General features: G+C 65.0%; 13 protein-coding genes. 4 read left to right on the top strand and 9 right to left on the bottom strand.

Features of this window, described 5'->3' with window-relative positions:
• Positions 1–8: 8 nt before the first annotated feature.
• Positions 9–839 (bottom strand): glycosyltransferase, encoded by an 831-nt coding sequence (locus KFB96_RS08825; protein WP_213462243.1) that lies wholly within the window; start codon positions 837–839, stop codon positions 9–11.
• 380 nt (positions 840–1,219) lie between these two features.
• Between KFB96_RS08825 and KFB96_RS08830 the strand changes: the two genes are divergently transcribed.
• On the top strand, positions 1,220–1,390 hold the full coding sequence (locus KFB96_RS08830) for a hypothetical protein (protein ID WP_213462241.1): 171 nt from the start codon (positions 1,220–1,222) through the stop codon (positions 1,388–1,390).
• 526 nt (positions 1,391–1,916) lie between these two features.
• Entirely contained in the window at positions 1,917–2,306 is a 390-nt protein-coding gene (locus KFB96_RS08835; protein ID WP_213462239.1) for a hypothetical protein, read from the top strand.
• Positions 2,307–2,435: 129 nt separating this feature from the next.
• Here the strand turns inward: KFB96_RS08835 and KFB96_RS08840 are convergent, their stop codons facing one another.
• Entirely contained in the window at positions 2,436–3,350 is a 915-nt protein-coding gene (locus KFB96_RS08840; RefSeq protein WP_213462237.1) for a patatin-like phospholipase family protein, read from the bottom strand.
• A gap of 271 nt (positions 3,351–3,621) precedes the next feature.
• On the opposite strand from KFB96_RS08840, the gene KFB96_RS08845 reads away from it, so the two are divergent.
• Positions 3,622–5,652, top strand: a complete 2,031-nt coding sequence (locus KFB96_RS08845) for a PhoX family phosphatase (RefSeq protein ID WP_213462235.1) — start codon at positions 3,622–3,624, stop codon at positions 5,650–5,652.
• A 146-nt stretch (positions 5,653–5,798) separates the two neighbouring features.
• On the opposite strand, the gene KFB96_RS08850 is transcribed toward KFB96_RS08845, so the two are convergent.
• The 3 genes from KFB96_RS08850 to KFB96_RS08860 all read right to left on the bottom strand — a co-directional run bounded on the left by KFB96_RS08850 (position 5,799) and on the right by KFB96_RS08860 (position 8,131).
• The gene (locus KFB96_RS08850) at positions 5,799–6,065 is read right to left on the bottom strand and encodes a hypothetical protein (RefSeq protein WP_213462233.1); all 267 of its coding nucleotides are present in this window, start codon (positions 6,063–6,065) and stop codon (positions 5,799–5,801) included.
• The gene (locus tag KFB96_RS08855; RefSeq protein WP_300971425.1) at positions 6,062–7,240 is read right to left on the bottom strand and encodes an AI-2E family transporter; all 1,179 of its coding nucleotides are present in this window, start codon (positions 7,238–7,240) and stop codon (positions 6,062–6,064) included. Before KFB96_RS08855 ends, KFB96_RS08850 begins: the two co-directional genes overlap by 4 nt.
• Before the next feature lie 240 nt (positions 7,241–7,480).
• Positions 7,481–8,131: a hypothetical protein gene (locus KFB96_RS08860; RefSeq protein WP_213462231.1), complete on the bottom strand. Its 651-nt coding sequence runs from the start codon at positions 8,129–8,131 to the stop codon at positions 7,481–7,483.
• A gap of 207 nt (positions 8,132–8,338) precedes the next feature.
• Here KFB96_RS08860 and hisG point away from each other — a divergent pair, with 207 nt between their 5' ends.
• Positions 8,339–9,211, top strand: a complete 873-nt coding sequence (gene hisG, locus KFB96_RS08865) for an ATP phosphoribosyltransferase (RefSeq protein WP_213462229.1) — start codon at positions 8,339–8,341, stop codon at positions 9,209–9,211.
• A gap of 39 nt (positions 9,212–9,250) precedes the next feature.
• Here hisG and KFB96_RS08870 read toward each other — a convergent pair whose 3' ends face one another.
• The 4 genes from KFB96_RS08870 to KFB96_RS08885 all read right to left on the bottom strand — a co-directional run bounded on the left by KFB96_RS08870 (position 9,251) and on the right by KFB96_RS08885 (position 19,364).
• A complete protein-coding gene (locus KFB96_RS08870) occupies positions 9,251–11,338 on the bottom strand; it encodes an EAL domain-containing protein (RefSeq protein ID WP_213462227.1) in 2,088 nt (695 codons plus the stop codon).
• Positions 11,339–11,719: 381 nt separating this feature from the next.
• On the bottom strand, positions 11,720–15,163 hold the full coding sequence (locus tag KFB96_RS08875) for a response regulator (RefSeq protein WP_213462225.1): 3,444 nt from the start codon (positions 15,161–15,163) through the stop codon (positions 11,720–11,722).
• Positions 15,160–17,559, bottom strand: a complete 2,400-nt coding sequence (locus KFB96_RS08880; protein WP_213462223.1) for a response regulator — start codon at positions 17,557–17,559, stop codon at positions 15,160–15,162. Before KFB96_RS08880 ends, KFB96_RS08875 begins: the two co-directional genes overlap by 4 nt.
• Before the next feature lie 230 nt (positions 17,560–17,789).
• Positions 17,790–19,364, bottom strand: coding sequence for an ATP-binding protein (locus KFB96_RS08885; RefSeq protein WP_213462221.1), 1,575 nt, complete (start codon positions 19,362–19,364; stop codon positions 17,790–17,792).
• Positions 19,365–19,606: the final 242 nt, after the last annotated feature.

A 19,606-nucleotide genomic window follows, 5' to 3' on the forward strand; every position in this document is an offset into this window, starting at 1 on the left:
TCAATAAATCAGCCATCGGGGGCGCCGACCTTGCTCCGAAGTCTGAAGACCGGGTGGCTCGTCAGCGGCTCGGACGCATCCAACTCAGCATCCGAGCGATAGAGCCGCAGCTCGCGGCAGCTTTGTAGGTTGATGTCCGCGGCTTGCAACTGCGCCCTCGAGCGATGCCACCCGCGTGCGAGCTCCTCGGGGTCGTAGATACGATCGACCCATTTGGCTTTCGCGTGCGCGGCGCTCAGAAACAGGTAATGTCGCATCGGAAAATCGGTCGGCCAGACGCGGATTCCTTCGAACTCAACCCGATGACCGCCCGATCCGGCGAGATCGACCGGCACATGGCCGCGCTTCCACAGATTCAGGCGATAATGCGCACACGGGCGCAGCGGATAGTACCAACGCATGGTCGACTGAAAGTGAGGATGCTCGTGATCCGGCTCTTCGCGTGTCGGCACGAAGCATAGCTCCATGAAGTTGACCGCGTTGTAGCCCTGCGAGTCGATCTTGGCGATGGCCTCGCGAATGGTCCTGAACTGCGCGGGAGGGAGCCGAATCTCGTCGGCATCGACATGCATAAACCAATCGTGACCGGATGTCTGCGCGATCTCGACCTTGCGCTGAAGGATCCGTTCCCAACGATAGCATCCGTCCCGTGGCAACGACTCGATTGCGATCAGTCCACGGCCAAGATACTGCCGTGCAATCTCGACGGTCCGGTCCGTGGATTCGTTGTCGAGGAGGTATGTCTCGAACCCTTGTCGAATCAGGTTCTCGATGCAGGCGCATACGAAGCGTTGCTCGTTGTAGGTTGCGAGGATGGCAAGGGCGGAGAGCTTAGCCACGATGATTCCTTCCGCGATGTCGGCGCAGCATGCCGCGCGTAAATGTGAGCGCCGATTCCGAGTCGCCGCTCCGACGGGGCAATCGATCTCGAATCCCGGCTTCGTTTTGTTAAATCTTGACCCAGATCCGAACTTGTGCAAGCTCATCTGGGGCGGGCGATTTAGGGCCGACCACCTCCTAACACGCGGCAAGTACTATGATTCAGATCCCGGCGTACAAAGAGGCTGCGGCGATCGAGCGTAGAGTGTCCGAAGCACGTGATCGCTGCGATCGTCCGGTCGCTAAGATAAGCGAGGAGGAAAGCCCAAGTTTTTGAAAAAGCTGGGGAGAAGGGCTGCCAAGGTGATAGGCTGGACTCGCCGCCTCGGACGGCAGCCCCATGCATCCTAACCAGCCCGCCGCGCAACGGCAACGCGTCCTTGCCCATATCGCCGACACCGATGTCGGCGAGCGGATCCGCGCGCGCGATCACCTGATCGTACTGACCAAGCCGAAGAAGCGGCCGGACTGGATGACCCGCACGAATACGCGCGAACCCCGGCGAACCTGAGGGTGCGCGAGTTTCAGACCGGCGGCAAGATCATGGTCACTTTTTTCTTAAACCGCGTCCAGAGCGAGATGCCCACTTTCGAGTGAGTTCGAAGTTTGGTGAATCCACGACCCTTAGCGGGGGACGCGGTTTAAAATTTAATTTTTTTTAATACTCTAAACCGCGCCAGCTCCGACAGTCGTCGGAGCTGGCGCGACCGATCCACTCCAACAAATGACGCATACCGCACCGGGCGCGGTTTAGCGCTACTCTGGTATTTCACTGGCATTTCCGCGACAACGCGCACAAGGCGCTTCATGCCGCGATTGTGACGGCCTACGGTTGGTCGGACTACGCACCGGACATGCCCGACGATGAGATCCTCGCGCGGTTGCTGGCGCTGAATCTGAAACGATCGGCGGATCTGGAAATCCATCGCGATCGAACACCGCCGGAACCGGCCGTACTCGCATAAATCCCGCGCCCGGCACGCCGAATGCTTGAATCTCCAGCGAAAGCCTCCTCTATCGGAGGCGAGGAGAAACCCATGAACGATCTACACCTCCAAACCCAGACGCAGACCGGGACGACACAGGATCAGGAGCGCGTAAGCCGGCTCCGCGGTGCCTTGACGCAAGCGTCACTTCGAAACGAAAACGTCCTATACGCGCGTACCAAAGGCGTCAGCCAGAACAACGGATCGTTCGGATTTCGACCCGGTTATCGCGACGGTGCGAGCGGCGAGGCGGTACTGTCGCGCTTTGCAAACGGGAACCCGGCGCCTGTGCATCTGCTCGATGGCCTGCCCGAGTCCTGGGTCCTCGAACGCGATCATGAAGGTCATGTCACTGCGACCCGCCGGGATATCGTCGCCGGATTCATCCTCGACGGTCGGTTCTACACGCGCGAAGAGGCCATCCGGGCAACCACGCACTGAGCCCCACACCGCCCCGCCATCCGTTCTCCGCCGCTGCAGGGACGCACCACCGCCCCCATCGCCGAGAGTCGGATCCGCTCGTCGGGTCCTGTGCCGCAGACGCGATGTCGGAGATCCTCCGGCGCGGGGTCAGCGCCCCGCCATCGCCTCCTCCGCGAGCCGGTGACCGAGCTCGATCAGCTCGCGAGCGCGGTGAAACTCGTGCGCGGCGCAGGCATCGCGCGGGACCTCGATCACCACGTCCGGGCGATAGGCGGCGAGCTTGACCGCCGCAATCGCGTTCTGCATGGTCTCGAAGGAGCGCAGCGTGAGATCGAACACACCGAGCTGCTCATCGTCGCGCCTTCCCAATGTCTCGCCGATCGCATCGAAGAACTGTCGGATCCGTTCCTGATAGCCCGGATCCACCGGGGTCTCCTCGTGCGTCTTGGCCGCCGCGGCGGAATCCCGCATCCGTTCGACAGCCGTCGCCGACGAGGTCTCGGCATTGAGGTTGACCGCCACGGTCAAGTCCGTAAAGTCCCGAAAGGTCGGGGCGATCGGCACCGGGTTGAGCAGTCCGCCGTCGACCAGCGTCAGGCCGCGATAGGCGTAAGGCGTGAAGATGCCGGGCACGGCGATCGAGGCACGGATGGCGTCGAAGAGCGGACCCGTCGAGATCCAAACCTCGCGTTGTCGGTCGATGTCGGTTGCGACGGCGGTGTAGCTGATCGGCAGGTTTTCGATCGCATGATCGCCGACCATCGCGCGCAAGGTCTCGATGATGCGATCGCCCTTGAGCAAACCGGCCCCGCTGAAGGCAAAATCGACGAACCTCAGGACATCGCCCAGGTTCAGGGCGCAGACCCAACGCTTGTAGGCGTCGAGCTCGCCCGCCGCATAGATGCCGCCGACCAAGGCACCCATGGAAGCGCCGCTGATGGAGGTGATGCGATAGCCCCGCGCGGTCAGGGACTCGATGATGCCGATATGGGCGAGTCCGCGGGCTCCTCCGCTGCCGAGTGCCAAGGAAATGGTTTCGCGTTCCTGCTGTTTCGTCGTCAACCGCTGCGTCCTCCATCGAATCGAATCTGCCCGGTCGGCAAGCGTATCGCAAAGCACAACACGGGATCGTCATGCCGTGAGCGTATCCTGGCGCGACCGGACGGGGCATGAGAATCGGGCGCCGTCCACGACCCCGACCGAGACACCTCGGGAACCCGCGTGCCCGTGCGCGAGACATGTCGTCCCGAGCCAGTGTCCCCTCGCCTCGCAGGAGGGTCAGGGGGGCAGGAACGATTACCGACCCGACGACAGCGAGGGCGTCAGAACCACCATGTCGAGCATCGATCAGCGCTATTCATGTCCAGCCGAGGCCCACGAGGCGTCGGACGATCGCCCCCTCAACCCAAGCGCCGCGGCCACGCTCGGCGACATCATCCAGGCCCGCTTCAGCCGGCGCGACCTGTTGCGCGGCGCCCTCGCCGCGAGCACGCTCGGCGGTCTCGCGGCCGGCCCCCTGGCGCTCCTCGCCGACACCCTCACGGCGCCGGAAGGCGAGCGCGAGGCCACAACGACCCGTTTCGATTTCGAGGAGATCGCCCACGGTGTCGACGAGACCCATCATGTGGCACCCGGCTATCGCGCCGAGATCCTGATCCGCTGGGGTGATCCGCTCCTGCCGGGCGCACCGACCTTCGACCCCGAGCGTCAAAGCGCTGCCGCGCAGACCCGGCAGTTCGGCTACAACAACGACTATGTCGGCTATGTGCCCTTGCCGCTCGGATCGAAGGGCTCCGAGCACGGCCTGCTGTGCGTCAATCACGAGTACACCAACGCCGAGGTGATGTTCCCGAGTGCAAGCGAGCCGACCCGGGAGCGCGTCGAGATCGAGATGGCCTGCAACGGCGGATCCATCCTCGAGATCCGCAAGGACGCCGGGCGCTGGTCGGTCGTCCCGGACAGCGCTTACGCCCGCCGGATCACCGCGCTCGACACCGAGATCGGCGTCGCCGGGCCGGCCGCCGGGCATGACCGCATGAAGACCGCCGCCGATCCGAGCGGAACCCGGGTGATCGGCACGCTCAACAACTGCGCCGGGGGCATCACCCCTTGGGGCACCTACTTGATGGCCGAGGAGAATTTCCACGGCTATTTCTCGGGCAATCTCGATCGGCATCCGGACGCGACCGTCGCGGACGGCTTCGCAGAGCATCCGGAGCAACGCAACTACGGACGCTACGGCGTGCCTGCCGGCCACTTCGCGTGGGGCCGGTTCCACAAGCGTTTCGACGTCAACGCGGAGCCGAACGAGGCAAACCGCTTCGGCTGGATCGTCGAGGTCGACCCGCTCGACCCGGCCTCCATGCCGATCAAGCGCACCGCGCTCGGGCGGTTCAAGCATGAGGGCGCCGAGTCCATCGTCAACGCCGATGGCCGTCTCGTACTCTACTCGGGCGACGATCAGCGCTTCGAGTATCTCTATCGTTTCGTCACCGCCGGCAAGGTCGACCCGAGCCATCGCGCGGCGAACCGCGATCTGTTGGACGCGGGTACGCTCTCGGTTGCGCGCTTCGAGGCGGACGGCACGCTCGTCTGGCTCCCGCTCATCTTCGGCCGACCCGGTCTGACCCCGGAGAACGGCTTCCACTCGCAAGCCGACGTCCTGATCGAGACCCGTCGCGCCGCGGACCTGCTCGGGGCGACGCCGATGGACCGACCCGAGGACGTGGAGCCGAATCCGCACAACGGCCGCGTTTATGTGATGCTCACCAACAACAAGGAGCGTACCGCCGAGCAGATCGACCCGGCGAATCCGCGCGCCGCCAACCTGTGGGGTCATCTCCTGGAGCTGATCCCGCCCGCCGGCGATCATGCGGCGGAGCGTTTCGGCTGGGAGGTTCTGGTGAAGGCCGGCAATCCGCGCGACCCGGCAACCGCTGCACTCTGGAACCCGGCGACCGGCGAGAACGGCTGGTTTGCCTGCCCCGACAACTGTGCAGTGGACCATCAGGGCCGACTCTGGGTCGCGACCGATCAGGGTAAGGCCTGGCACGGCGCATCCGGCAGCGCCGACGGGCTTTGGGCGCTGGAAACCGAGGGCAGCGGACGCGGCACCGGGCGCATGTTCTTCCGGGTACCGGTCGGTGCCGAGCTCTGCGGACCCTGCTTCACCCCGGACGGACACACGCTCTTTCTGGCCGTGCAGCACCCGGCCACCGACGGCACGCTCGACTATCCGGGCTTCGAGCGCCCCTCGACCTTCGAAGACCCCGCCACCCGTTGGCCGGACTTCGATCCCAAGCTGCCGCCCCGCCCTTCGGTCGTGGTCGTCACCAAGGAGGACGGCGGACCGATCGGAGGCTGAGTCGATCGGTATAGCCGGGCGGACGGGCTTGCCGCCGACCAGTCGACGTCGGCACCCTGGCTCCAGCGCGAGTCGTTGTCGTTGTCGAACTCGAAACTCGATTACGACAACGACAACGACAACGAAAGTGTTCTCGTCGAATTGCTTCACTTCATTTTTGAACCGTCCCTCATCAGAGCAGGAGCCGCGCTTCGACGGACATAATGCATGACGGCACAGGCCGCCACGCCGCGCTTGAGAAAGAGGTTCACCGAGTCGTACTGCGGGATGCTGATGGGCTCGATGTCATGCGCGGCGAAGAAGGCATCGAAGTCGAAGCGGATCCGCGGCGATGGATCACGCTGCGTCGACAGCGCCCGCGACCCGTGCGTGCGCGACCGCGGCTGCCCGGTCGGCGAGTCGGCCTTCATCATGAGACCCGATCATTGCGGTCCGACGGATCGGGGGACGGGTCGGGCGGCCCGTCGGGCGAGTCGGGTTCGGGGCGCGCCTTCGGTGCCTCGGCGACGGGGCCGAGATCCGCCAGAACCACATCGACATCCGGCAGAAAATCGGCAAACTCGACCCCGTACACCTCCCAGATCGAGATGAAGAGCGAGGCGATCAGCGGCCCGATGAAGAGCCCGTTGAAGCCGAACATCACGATGCCGCCGAGCGTGCTCAGAAAGATCATGAGCTCGTGCATCTTGGTGTCGCGTCCCACCAGGATGGGTCGTAGAACGTTGTCGAGGCTGCCGACGACCAGGGCACAGAAGACGGCCAAGCCGATCGCGCTTCCCGTCTGGCCCTGCACGGCGAGGATGATGCACGCCGGCACCCAGACGAGCGCCGAACCGACCGCCGGGATGATGGACAAGACCACCATGACGGTGCCCCAGAACACCGCGTTCTCGATCCCGGCAATGGCGAAGGCGATGCCGGCGAGTCCGCCCTGCAGGATCCCGATCAGGAGGGTTCCCTTCAGCGTGGCACGGGTCACGGAGGTGAACTTCTGCAGCAGGACCCGCTCGTCGGCGCTCTTCATCGGCAAGTAGTAGAGGATCTTGTTGACCAGCTTGTGGCCGTCGATCTGCAGGAAATACATGCTGTAGAGCATCACGAAGGCCATGAAGAAGAAGTTCAGCGTGCCCACCGTGAGCGACGAGAGCCCCCCGACGACGAACTTGCTGGCGAAGGTTGCGGCCTCGCCGGCACGCTCGATCAGGAGCGAGCGCAGCGGCAGCAGATCCTCGTAGAAGGGCAAGCGACGCATGCCTTCCAGGAAGGCATCCGGATCGGCGAGGCGCTCCTTGAGCCAGGGCACGAAGGTCTGGGTGACATCGAGCGCCTGCCCCACCACGACCGCGACCAGCAACGCAAGCGGGATCAGGACGACCACAGCCACCGCCAGGAGTGTGGCGAGCGATGCCAGGCTCTCACTGCCCCGCAGACGCGGCTGCAGCCACAGGAACAGGGGGCGCGCCATCGCACTGAAGAGCCCGGCGAGAAAGAGCGCCATCAGGAACTGCTGGATCATCGCGAGGAAGAGCGCGGAGATCCCGAGCGCCATCAGGATGACGATCCACTTATTCACAACATCTTGATTCATAAAACTCACGTTAAACCGCGCCCAGCGCGGTATGCGATGTTTTTGGATGGGATCGGCCCCGGCGGATTTCAGAACCGCTGGAGCCGGCGCGGTTTAAAGTATTAAAAAATATAAAATTTTAAACCGCGTCCCCCGCTAAAGGTCGTGGATTCACGAAACTTCGAACTCACTCGAAAGTTAGCATCTCGCTCTGGACGCGGTTTAGGTCGATCGGGAAGAGGTTCGGGACGGACGACGCGACTATCGTAGCGTGAGTCGATGATCGTTTGGCGGACCAAGCGAAGGATAGAGGTCAGGCCAGGGCGGTGGCAGCATCGGCGGTGTCGACCCCCATTGCGGCGGCGGCTCGAAGAGCCGGGGATCGGTCAAACCGCGCGGTCCCCGAGGGTCACGCGGCGGGCGCCGGGTATCGGGTGCGCTCCTCGACGGCTCGGTCGGACGGAATCGATAGGGTGTTTCCCCCCACTCCGAGGTAAAGCCCTGCGGGAGTCGGTCGTCGCGACGGAAGACCGGGTCGCCGAGACCGCGATCCCGTTCGCCGAACCCATCCGCCGATCGGTCCTCGGGGGTTGCGGCCCAGCCGCCGAAACGGCTCGCCTCGCGCTCTTCGAGCGGGCGAAAGCGATAGCCGTCGATCGCCGATCCTCCTTCGCGCAGCGACCCGTACCGAAACGATCGCTCGTCCCGCCACACCGGCGGCGAAGTCGGCGTATCCGGTACAGTGAAGATTCGCGGACGATCCGGCGGGCGTGTCGTCGGAGGGGGCGAATCGACAACAGGTTCCCCATAACGGCCCGGAACGCCCAAGACAAGGAGGATCGCCGTGGTCGCGAGGAAGATCGCAAGGAAGATCGCTGCCACGATGACGACGAGATCGAATCGTTGATTCATCACTGAACACCTGCCTCCCGATCAGCACGAAGGCCGAGGCCGCGCGATGCCGGATCGCGCGGCCTTCCTAAAGAGCGACGTCCCGACCTTTGCGAAAAACCCACGTGCGCTCGGTATAGGCCGTCGCTGCGGAATACGCAAGCACTCGCGATGTTTGATTCGGCGCATAATAGCGGGTCCGCACTGAAGCCATCGACCGGAGTCCGCATGCCCCTATTGAAGCTCGGCATCCCGAAGGGAAGCTTGGAAGAAGCCACCATCGAGCTGTTCGCCCAAGCCGGCTGGAACATCACGGCGCACGCGCGCAATTACTACCCCGACATCGACGACCCGGATATCCGCTGCGCCCTGATCCGCGCCCAGGAGATGGCCCCCTACGTCGAGCGCGGCGCGCTGGATCTCGGGCTGACCGGCCTGGATTGGATCCTGGAATCGCAAGCCGAGGTCGAGCAGATCTGCACCCTCACCTACTCCAAGGCATCCAATCGCCCGAGTCGCTGGGTCCTGGTGGTGCCTCAGGACTCGCCGATCCAGCGGGTCGAGGACCTGGCCGGGAAGAAGATCGCCACCGAACTGGTCGGCTTCACCACGCGCTATCTCGCCGAGCGCGGGATCGAAGCCGCCGTCGAGTTCTCCTGGGGCGCCACCGAGGCCAAGGTGGTCGAGGGGCTGGTCGACGCCGTGGTGGAGATCACCGAGACGGGCAGTACCATTCGCGCCCACGGGTTGCGCATCGTCGAGGATCTGCTGATCACCGAGACGCACCTCATCGCCAACCCCCAAGCCATGCAGGATCCCGCACGGCGGGCCAAGATCGAGCAGATCGCCTTGATGCTCCAAGCGGCCCTGCGGGCTCGCCACAAGGTCGCGCTCAAGTGCAACGTGCCGGCCGAGTGCCTGGACGCCGTGGTCGCACTGCTGCCGAGTCTGCACGCCCCGACGGTCAGCCATCTTTACGACCGTCAATGGCTGGCGCTCGAGACCATCGTCGATGCCGCCTCGGTGCGGGACCTCGTCCCGAAGCTCAGCGCGGCAGGTGCACAGGGGATCCTCGAATACAGGCTGAACAAGATGGTCTGAGGCATTGGTCGGGCAGCACTGAACCTGCCGGGGCCGGGGTCACGCATCCAGCCGCGTTGCCGAGGTCGCCGCCGGACCCGGCCGGCCGAACAGATAGCCCTGAAAGGCATGGCAGCCGTGCCCGGCCAGCCAGTCGCGCTGGGCCTCGGTCTCGACCCCCTCGGCGATGACATCGAGGTGGAGCGTGTCGCCCAAGGCGATGATGGTGCGCGCGATCGCCGCATCCCGCTCGTTGGTCACGAGATCCTGTACGAAGGAGCGATCGATCTTGAGCTCCTTGAACGGCAACCGTCCGAGATCCGCCAGCGAGGAGTAGCCGGTTCCGAAGTCATCGAGTGCAAAGGCGATGCCCCGCTCCTTGAGCACCGACATCTTCGCGATCGTGCCTTCGCGGTCGTCGCGCAGGAGGTTCTCGGTGATCTCGAGTTTCAGGCGATTCGGATCGCAGCCGTGCCGCTCGATCGCAGCGAAGACCTGAGCGACGAAATCCGGGTGGTGAAACTGCACCGCACTGATGTTGATCGCGAGCGTCAGGCCGGCCGTTTCGGTGCGCTCGGACCAGCTTGTCAATTGGGCGCAGGCCATCTCGACAACCCATCGACCCAACGGCAGGATCGTCGCGGTCTCCTCGGCCAGGCGGATGAAGGCAGCAGGCTCGAGCAGTCCTCGTTGCGGGTGTTGCCAGCGCAGGAGCCCCTCGGCACCGGTCACCTGTCCCGCTCCGTCGACCTGGCTCTGGTAGTGGAGAAGGAACTCGCCGTGATCCAATCCCAGGCGCAGGCGCGAGGCGAGTGCCGCACGCGCGGACGCCTCGACATGCATCCGGGGGTCGAAGAAACGCACTGTGTCGCGTCCCGCGGCCTTGGCCCGATACATGGCCAGATCGGCCTGCTTCATCAACTCCTCGACGCGCACGGGCCGCCGCCCGAACAGGGTCACACCCATGCTGGCCGAGCAGCGATACTCATGATTTTCCAGTGCACAAGGCTCGCGCAGTGCTGCAAGCAGCTTGTTGGCGATGACCTCCGCCTGCGTCGCGGCCTCCTCCGCTCGACCGCTCAGACGCTCCAACATCACCACGAACTCGTCGCCGCCGAGACGGGCGAGCGTGTCGGTCTCGCGAATACAGGACGAGAGACGCTTGGCGACCTGGCGCAATAACCGGTCGCCCTGATCATGCCCAAGGGTGTCGTTGAGCGTCTTGAAATCGTCCAAATCGATGAAGATCAGTGCGCCCGTGAGCTGGCTGCGCCGACTCGCCGACACCGCGCGAGCGAGCCGATCCATCAAAAGACGGCGGTTGGACAGGCCCGTGAGCGGATCGAAGAACGCAAGATGCTTGATCGCCTCCTCGGCACGCTGGCGCTCGGTCGTATCCGTGGTCAAGGCGACGAAACGTGGCTCCTTGCCTAGGAGTTGCAGACGAATCTCCGCGGGATAGCAGGTACCGTCCTTGCGCCGATGCCGGGTCTGCAACACAACCTGGCTCTTGCTTCCTTGACGGAGCGGCTCGAGCAAACGGATAAACGTCGGCGTATCGTAATCGGGCATCAAATCCAACGGGGTCATCGCGGCGAGCTCGTCCATGCCGAAGCCCAGGTTGGATCGACCGCCCTGATTCACCTGCTCGAAACACAGGTGCTCGGGGTCAAAGACATACACCTCGGTCTGCGCCGTCTCGACGATCTCTCCAAGGCGGCTGAGCGAATTGTTCGCCGCGTGTCGGGCCGTAATGTCGTGCACGCAGACCACGACCCCGTCGACCTCCCCGAGCTCGTCGAGCCACGGCGCATAGCTCACCTCACCCCAGCCGGTCCGCACGCCTCGCCTCGGGAGCTGGGCCTCGTACACGACCCTTTCTCCGGCGAGACATGCCTCCAAGCGTGGCTTGACCTCCTTCGCATAGAAATCCCGATCCATGATCTCGTCCACGCGACGGCCGATGACCTGCCCGGAGGTCAAGTCCCAGGAGCTCAGGTAAGTGGCGTTGGCGGCGCGATACGTGAGATCGCGATCGAGGTAGGCAAAACCGTCGGCGCTCGCCGCGACCATACGTCGGAAAAACTCAGGCTCGCCGCCGCTCGCCGACGTTGGTCGGTTGCGCACCCCCGAAAAGCGTTCGTTCAATGATCTCCCTCCCGGTCGGACCACATCACGACCCCCCTGAATTCTGGACTCGGCGCACCAACGCTCGAACACCTCTGGCTTGAAGATCCGCCCCGAAACCCCGAGTCGCTTTCTCGGCTATGCTCGCCGATGACCCGAATCGACGCAAGAGCGTGTATCGAATCCGACGTCGGTTTGCAAATGTATTGCAGCGCCGTGCCGTTGTTGTCGTTGTCGTTGTCGTTGTCGTTGTCGTTGTCGTTGTCGTTGTCGTTGTCGTTGTCGTTGTCGTTGTCGTTGTCGTTGTCGATCGTTGTCGATTACGACAACGACAACGATTGGAACGGGTGCTCAACGTTTTCTGACACGTTGCTTTGTGTACGCGACGGGAATGATGCCGCCTTACCCCGCGGCACCGGGTACGACACGGTTCCGGCCGGCGGCCTTCGCGCGGTAGAGCTGCTCGTCGGCCAGCTCGAGCAGTCGTTCGGGAAGCGTTCGATCATCGGGCACGAGCACCGCCGCCCCGATACTGACCGTGACGTGAGCGTTCACCGGAGAATCCAGGTGCGGGATGCCCAGATCCTCGACGGCGACGCGCAGACATTCCGCCCGCCGTATGGCTGCCGTCATGTCGCAACCGGCCAGCAGACAAACAAATTCCTCTCCGCCGTAGCGCGCAATCAGATCGTGTCCGCGACAGGGAACCCCGATCAGTGCCTCGGCAATCGCCCGCAGACAGGCGTCGCCCTCTTGATGGCCATGACGATCGTTGTAGCGTTTGAAGTGGTCGACATCCAGGATCAAGGCCGCAAGCGGGTTGCCGTCGCGTTGCGCCCGACGCCACTCCGTGCGCAGGCGCTCGTCGAAGGCGCGCCGGTTGGCGATGCCGGTCAGCCCGTCCAGATAGGCCATGTCGCGCATCAGGTCGGCTTGCGCCTTCAGGGTCAGATGGGTTCGAACCCGAGCCCGGACCACGGCCGGATTGACCGGCTTGCTGATGAAATCCACACCGCCGGCCTCGAGCGCCTGGGTTTGATCCAATGCCTCGGTCTGCGCCGTGACGAAGAGGACGGGAACGTCCGCGGTTGCGCCCTGCTGTTTGAGCGCGCGACAGACCGCCAATCCGTCCATCCCGGGCATGATGACGTCGAGCAGGATCAGATCGGGGGGGGTGCGCCGACAGTGTGCGAGCGCCTGCTCGCCGTCGGTCGCCATGAAGACCTCGCAATCATCCTGGAAGACCCGATACATCGCCTGGATCTGGATGGGTTGGTCGTCCACGATCAACAGACTCGGACGCCGTGCATGAGGCCAAATCGGCACAGCCCTCCTCGCAGCGGGGCTTGCCTCGTCGGCGACGACATCGGTGGCACGTCGCCGCTCTCGCGTCCCGTCTCCGGGAGACGCCTTCGATGGCGGCTGCAGACCATCCAATCGCGCCCGGGCCTGCATCAATGCCTCGTCGAGCTCCCCGAGCATCTCTGCCGTCACGCAAGCCCCGTTCCTCAGGGCACTCTCGAGACGCATCGCGATTGCGCTTAGACGCACGGCACCGACGGTTGCAGCGAGCCCCTTGAGGGTGTGTACCATCCGAGCCGAGGTCCCCGCGTCCTTGCCGGTCCCGAGCCGCTCGGCGAGATCCGCAAGCTCTTTGCCCAGCTCGTCGCGGAAGCCCCACAAGAGGGTGTGATAGAAGACCGCATCGCCGCCGGCGCACTGTAGACCCTGCTCCAGATCGAACCCCTCGAGGGTCCTCGGAAGACTCGGGGCGGGCTCGTCCGGGCCGGGTCGAGCTCCCGGGCGATCCGGCTCCGAGACCTCGGGCAAGGCGCTTGCTCGGGTCTCGGCGGTACCCGGCGCCAACCAGATGGACAGGGTCCGGTAGAGCGCCTGGCTGTCGATCGGTTTGGCCAGATGGGCATCGACACCGGCGGCGCGCGCCCGCTCCCGGTCATCGTCCATCACGGCGGCCGAAAGCGCGATCACCGGCAGATCCGGTGCCTGGCCACGAATCAAACGCGTCGCCTCGAAGCCGTCCATCACCGGCATCTGCAGATCCATCAACACCAGATCGAAGGGCTGCCTCGCGACGATGGCCACGGCCGCGGCCCCGTCGTCCACCAAGGTGACACGTGCCCCGGTCTTCTCGAGCAGGCGTTTCGCGACCACCTGGTTCAGAGGCTTGTCCTCCGCGACCAGGATCGAAGCGCCGTCGAAACGCGGCGCCGGATTGGGAGTCATCGGGCCGGCATCGCCCGCACACGCCGACGGCGGCTCGGGACCCGCGACGCGCCGCAGCAGATCCGTATCGCAGGGATCCACCGGTCGGGTCAGCCCTGCGGCCCCGGGAACCCGGCGCAGACGGACACTGAAGCGGAAGGTCGAGCCCTGCCCTTCCCGGCTCTCGACACCGAGCTCCCCGCCCATGAGCTCGACGAGCTGTTTGGAGATCGCCAGGCCCAGCCCCGTGCCGTCGTAGCGACGCGTGATCCCGGACTCCACTTGACTGAAGCTGTCGAACAACATCCCGAGCATGTCCGCCGGGATCCCGATGCCGGTGTCGCGGACAGCGAAACCGAGACGGATCTCGTCCGAGGGCGACATCGTCTCACCCTCGCCCTCGCCTTGGCCGTCATCCGGCGACATCATCTCGACCCGGACCCCGATCTCTCCGCTCGGAGTGAACTTGATCGCGTTGCCCACCAAGTTGACGAGGATCTGGCGCAAGCGCCCGGCGTCTCCGCGCAGGAGCACCGGAACCTCCGCGGGCACCTCGCAGACCAATCGCAGTCCATTGGCACGCGCGCGATGAGCGACGATCGTCGCAATCTCTTTGAGCTTGGCGCGCAGATCGAAGTCCGACGTCTCCAGGGCTACCTTGCCCGCCTCGATCTTGGAGAGATCCAGGATGTCGTTGATCAGACCCAGCAGGGATTCGGCGCTGATGCGCGCACACTCGGCATACTCGCGCTGCCGCTCGGTCAGCTCGGTGTCCAGCAACAGCTCGACCATCCCGATGACGCCGTTCATGGGCGTGCGGATCTCGTGACTCATGTTGGACAGAAAGACGCTTTTCGCACGATTCGCGTCCTCGGCCCGCGATGCCAGAACCTCCGCCCGGGCCGAGGTCTCGGCCAGCCGCCGATTCAGATCCAGGAGGTCGCGCTCGGTCTCTTTGCGCGCGGTCAGATCGATGACCATGGCGAGGAGCCGACACTCGCGCGTATCGTCCATCTCCGCGGGCAGCGCCGCCAACGCGAGCTCGCCGACAAAGCCGACCCCGGCACCGCTCGAGAACGTCAGCTCGGCGACGCTCGCCCGGCCGCTCGCGCAGGCCTGGCGCAACGCCTCGTAGAGCATCGCCTCGCCCCCGCGATCCGTGAATCGGGTTAGAAAGTGGTGACGTAGATGCCGCGTACTCAGTCCGAAGAGATCGCCCGCGACACGGTTGACCTCGAGGATCCGGCCGATACGATCGATCACCAGGCCGGCAATCGGCATGTCGGAGAAAAGGCGTAAATAGCGCTGCACGGCGCGTTCCGTGTCGAGCTGTGCGGCGCGCAGCTCCTCGTTCTGGATCTCGAGCTCGGCCTGATAGATGCGCAGGTTCTCGATCAGCTTCAGCGGCTCGATGTCGGCCTGCGCGAGATCGCGCGTCGCCCATGCGAGATCCCCCTGCTCAAGCGCCGCGCGGGCTTGTCCCTTCAGCGACGACGCCGGTTCGTGAGCCTCCCGGACCGGACCGCCGGCTGGGCCTGCCGGCTTCGGGCTACCGGAGCCCGTGGCCGAAGCCTGCTCGATCGCCCGATCGGATTCGGGCCGCAAAGCCTTGTCGCTGGTCATGGGTCGATCATCCGAGGGTCTTCAAGCGGACGGCCCCGACCGTCGGCCGTCGTCAAACGCGTAAGCAGCGCGGATACCGAGGCCCTTGCCTCGACAAAATCAAGACGGTCGAGCGCATCGTCCAGAGCGCGTGACTCGCTGCCCGGCATCCGCGCGATCTGCTCGCGGACCTGCGCAAATCCCTCGAGCGCACGCATGTTGCCCGTGTCCAGAAGCGTCCAAATCTCGCGCAGCCGCGCAACGAGCAGGGGCGCGCCCGCATCGTCCAGGCCAGTCACGCCCCCATCCGGCTCGGGCTCGCCCGCAGCCACGGCCGTCGTTTGCGCAGCAACCGGCGGCTCGGGCGTCGCCTTGCCCCCAGCCTTCTCGGGATCTCGCGCCAACCAGCGGGCCAAGGTCTCGAACAACAGGCGGCTGTCGATCGGCTTTGCCAAATGACCTTGGACACCCGCCACCCGCGCACGCTCTCGGTCGGCCTCCATCACCGCGGCCGACAGTGCGATCACGGGCAGCTCCGGAAAGGACGCGCGGATACGTCGCGTCGCCTCGAAACCGTCCATCACCGGCATCTGCAGATCCATCAGCACCAGATCGAAGCGCCGCGCCTGCACCAGATCCACCGCCTCCGCACCATGGCTGGCAAGGGTGACCTGCGCGCCGGTCTTCTCCAGGATGCGCTTGGCCACCTCTTGATTCAGGAGATTGTCCTCCACCACGAGGACCGAGGCACCGGAAAAATCGGGGACGGGTGACTTGCGCGACCCGACACGTCGGTCAGACGACGGGTCACCCGACTCGGTCACAGCCCCGGCGCCCGGATCGCCGAGAGGCGCCGGACCATGCGTCTCGACATCCGCAGGATCGGCCAAAGGCAAGGCCAGCTCGACCGCAAAGGTACTGCCCTCGCCCGCCGTCGATTCGACTCCGAAGGTCCCGTTCATGCGCTCGACCAACAGACGACTGATCACCAACCCCAGCCCCCTGCCGCCATAGGGCCGGGTGCTCGAGGTATCGGCCTGAAAGAAGGGCTCGAAGAGCCGGCCGACCGTCTCCTCGCTCATGCCGACCCCGGTGTCTCGAACCTCCAGACGCAGGCGCACCCGATCGGCGTCGCGCCCGAGATGCAGGATCCTCAGCACGACCTCGCCCTGCTCGGTGAACTTGACTGCGTTGCCGATCAAGTTGGAGAGGATCTGCTCGAGACGCGACACATCCCCGAGCAGCGCGGGAGGGATCTCGGGATCGACTCGAACGCGCAGCTTGAGTCCCTTCGCCGCAATCGCCGGCCCGAACAAGCTCTGCATCTGCGAGGCGAGCGCCGCCGGACGGAAGGCTCGCGGATCCAGCATGAGCCGTCCGGCCTCGACCGCCGAGTAGTCCAAGATGTCGGCGATGATCCCCGAGAGCATGCGCGAGGCACTGCGGATCTTGCCGAGCGAATCGCGCTGCTCATCGCTCAAGGGCGTCCGCAGCAGGACATCGCTCAGCCCGATCACCGCATTCATCGGGGTGCGGATCTCGTGACTCATGTTGGCGAGAAACTCGCTTTTTGCACGACCGGCACGCTCTGCCTCGGACAGGGCCTCGTCCAAAGCGGCATTCTGAGCAGTCATCGCCTCCGTCTTGGCGTGGAGCTCGCGATTCAAGCCACGGGTGCGCGCGTTCAGCCCTTCCACCTGCGCAGCCTGGCGCCACAAGAGCCAACCGACGCCCCAGATCAGCACCAGAACCGTTGCGAGAAAGCCGAGATGACCGATGCGCAGCTGCATGACGCCGGCGCCGATGGCCGTTCGAAAGGGCTCGTACGGCAGCGACACGCGGATCCCGCCGCGCACGCTCCCGATCCTGTAACCGTCTCTCTCGTGACAGGCTAGACAGGGCTCCTCCGTGATCAATGCACCCATGTACCGAAAGCTCTCGTGTCCGCCCTCCTGCGTCAGACCGATGTACTCGCGTACACCCGCATCGAAGGCCATCAGGGCATCGCGCTCCCAGTCATCCGGGGCATTCAGTGGGTTCAGTGGCTTGAGGCTGGTGATCTTGAAGCGAACACCCTCCTGATCGGCCGCCAGCTCGGAGAGCAGCCGGGTCATGTACGCCGGGTTGATCTTGGTCAGCTCCACTCCGTCGCGGGTCACGACATCGCGTGCCGGATCCTCCAGATACGGGTTGGGGGCGATCAGGTCGGTCACGGGAACATAGACGCCGTTGTGCAGCGCATTCCAACGGCGCGTCAGCACCAACTGCTTGAAGAAGGTCACGCCCATCTCGTGTGCGAGATGCCGATGATGGCCCTCGACCCGACCGGCACTGAGCGCGAAGGACAGCAGGGTCGCCCCGATCAGCAGGGCCGACAGGAACCCGAGGAAGATCACGATCTGTCGTTTGAGGCTCACGTCGAGGTCCGTCAAGGCCGAGCGTGGAGCGTCCCCCGCCCCGGGAGCAGGCCCGACCGCGCACCGCGCGGCCGAGCGCAGCCTGCATCTGACGACACCTTAGACCGGCCCGACCTCCCGGCCAAGCCCTACCGGGCAAAAACAAGGTGACTTCATTATGCCGCCACCCGCGTGATCCGTCTCCCTGGATACCGCAAGCTGAAGATGCCGCAGATCCCGCCCCGCCGAGGTCAGGCGCGAATCACGTGAATGGAGCGCCCCCGGGGGCTGGGCAGGGTGGTGCTGTCGGTGCGTTCGGCGATCGGCGGCTGTCCGGCACGGCGGTCGAAGATCACCAGCCAGCCGCTGTCCAGCCCCAAGCCGGCGAGATAGTCGTCGAGCTGGATCAGCCCCTCGGCAAGCGGATCGGGGCGGCCATCGCGCCAGACCTTGAGCTCCATCCCCAGCGTCACCGCCCCATAGCGCAGACACAAATCCATGCGCCCCATGCCGATGGCGTATTCGCGCTCCAGGGTACCGCCGCCGTTGATCACCCGATGTAGAAAGGCCATGAGCACCAGGTGGGGGGCGATTTCGTGATATGGGGCGCTTTTGAGCAGCGGCTCGCCGTGTTGGCGCCAGAAGGCGAGGAAGGCGTCGAGCAGCGCGGCCGGATCCAGGGTGCCGTCGGCCTTGAGCCAGCTCGGCGCGATGCGGGGCAGCGAATCCCGGGGACCGCTGGTCAGAACGCGTGGCAGCACCTCGCGATAGATGGGGTTGGCGACGATCAGGCCACCGGCGCCGTCGCGCCTGAGCAGCCCGAGATCGACCAGATAGTCGCGGTCGTCCTCGGCGACCGTCTCCGGCGTCAGCCCGGCCAGCATCGGCTCGATGACGCGGCGCACGCGCGGTTCCTGGAGCTTGTGGGCGAGCTGATCCAGATGGGTCACGCGCTCGACGATCATCGCCTCCTTGGCCTGATCGATCAGGTCTAAGGTAATCGGCCGGGACCGGTCGCGTCCGGCGGGCAGTTTGAAACAGGCGCGGTAGGCCAGGGCGTTGACCAGCCAGGGCTGCCCCCGGGTCAGCTCCCAGACGCGCTCCAGCGCCTCCGGGGTGAAGACCTGCCCGGTCTCTTGGGTATGCTCCAGCAGCAGGGTGCGGGTCTCCGCGGCGCTGAAATCGCCCAGCCGCAGCGATTCGGCCTTGATGTTGAAGGCGCTGCCGCCGGTGATGGGTTCAGATTCGGATGATGCATGAATGCGGTAGTCGCGCAGATCGCGCACGCCGCACAGGATGACGGTCTGGGGAAAGGCGGTCGGACGTTGCGGATAGCCGGCCCGCAGTTGGCGCAACAGCGACAGCAGGGTATCCCCGACCAGGGCATCGACCTCGTCGAGCAGCAGCACCAGAGGCCGGGGCGATCGCGCACACCATTCGGCGAGAAAGCTCTGTACCGCGAGATGTCGCCCGGGACTCTCCAGAACCTCCGCCGCCACGGCTTCGGCCTGGTCGTCACCCAGCCACCAGCGCGCGCCGTGTGCGATGGCCTGAGTCACCGTGGCCATGGCGGCATCCACCTGCTCGCGATACGCCTGCGCCGGTTCCAAATTGGCATAGACCGCCCGATAGCGCCCCTCCCGATTCAGATGCGCCATGAGCGCCAGCAGGCAGGAGGTCTTGCCGGTCTGGCGCGGGGCGTGGAGCAGGAAGTATTTTTCCTGGTCGATCAGATTCAGGACTTCGGCCAGATCCCAGCGCGACAGCGGCGGCAGGCTGTAGTGACGGTCTGGCCGAACCGGGCCTTCGGTGGTGAAGAAGCGCATGGCGTCTCTCGTGGATCGTGGATCGCGGGGAGCATAGCATCGTCGCCGTCATACCGGGTCTGGCTGCTGGGCGATCCCGGTTGCTGACGGCTGTGCAGCATGGTGTTGCCCCCGGGCGGCGAGGGATAGGAAATTCAACCGCACGGGCGGCTGAAGCGGGGATGCGGCGCGAAAGCGAGCTCGCCGGGGCATCGAGCTGCTGGCCTTCGCCATCGCGGAGCTGGCAAGCGTCGGGCTCCTGC

This window comes from Thiocapsa sp., from assembly GCF_018399035.1.
Taxonomy (GTDB): domain Bacteria; phylum Pseudomonadota; class Gammaproteobacteria; order Chromatiales; family Chromatiaceae; genus Thiocapsa.

Bases quoted from the DNA above. Each gene is read 5' to 3' on its own strand.
- KFB96_RS08830 (WP_213462241.1), top strand. From the start codon at position 1,220: ATGCATCCTAACCAGCCCGCCGCGCAACGGCAACGCGTCCTTGCCCAT.
- KFB96_RS08835 (WP_213462239.1), top strand. From the start codon at position 1,917: ATGAACGATCTACACCTCCAAACCCAGACGCAGACCGGGACGACACAG.
- KFB96_RS08845 (WP_213462235.1), top strand. From the start codon at position 3,622: ATGTCGAGCATCGATCAGCGCTATTCATGTCCAGCCGAGGCCCACGAG.
- KFB96_RS08850 (WP_213462233.1), bottom strand. From the start codon at position 6,065: ATGATGAAGGCCGACTCGCCGACCGGGCAGCCGCGGTCGCGCACGCAC.
- KFB96_RS08855 (WP_300971425.1), bottom strand. From the start codon at position 7,240: ATGAATCAAGATGTTGTGAATAAGTGGATCGTCATCCTGATGGCGCTC.
- KFB96_RS08860 (WP_213462231.1), bottom strand. From the start codon at position 8,131: ATGAATCAACGATTCGATCTCGTCGTCATCGTGGCAGCGATCTTCCTT.
- hisG (WP_213462229.1), top strand. From the start codon at position 8,339: ATGCCCCTATTGAAGCTCGGCATCCCGAAGGGAAGCTTGGAAGAAGCC.
- KFB96_RS08875 (WP_213462225.1), bottom strand. From the start codon at position 15,163: ATGACCAGCGACAAGGCTTTGCGGCCCGAATCCGATCGGGCGATCGAG.
- KFB96_RS08885 (WP_213462221.1), bottom strand. From the start codon at position 19,364: ATGCGCTTCTTCACCACCGAAGGCCCGGTTCGGCCAGACCGTCACTAC.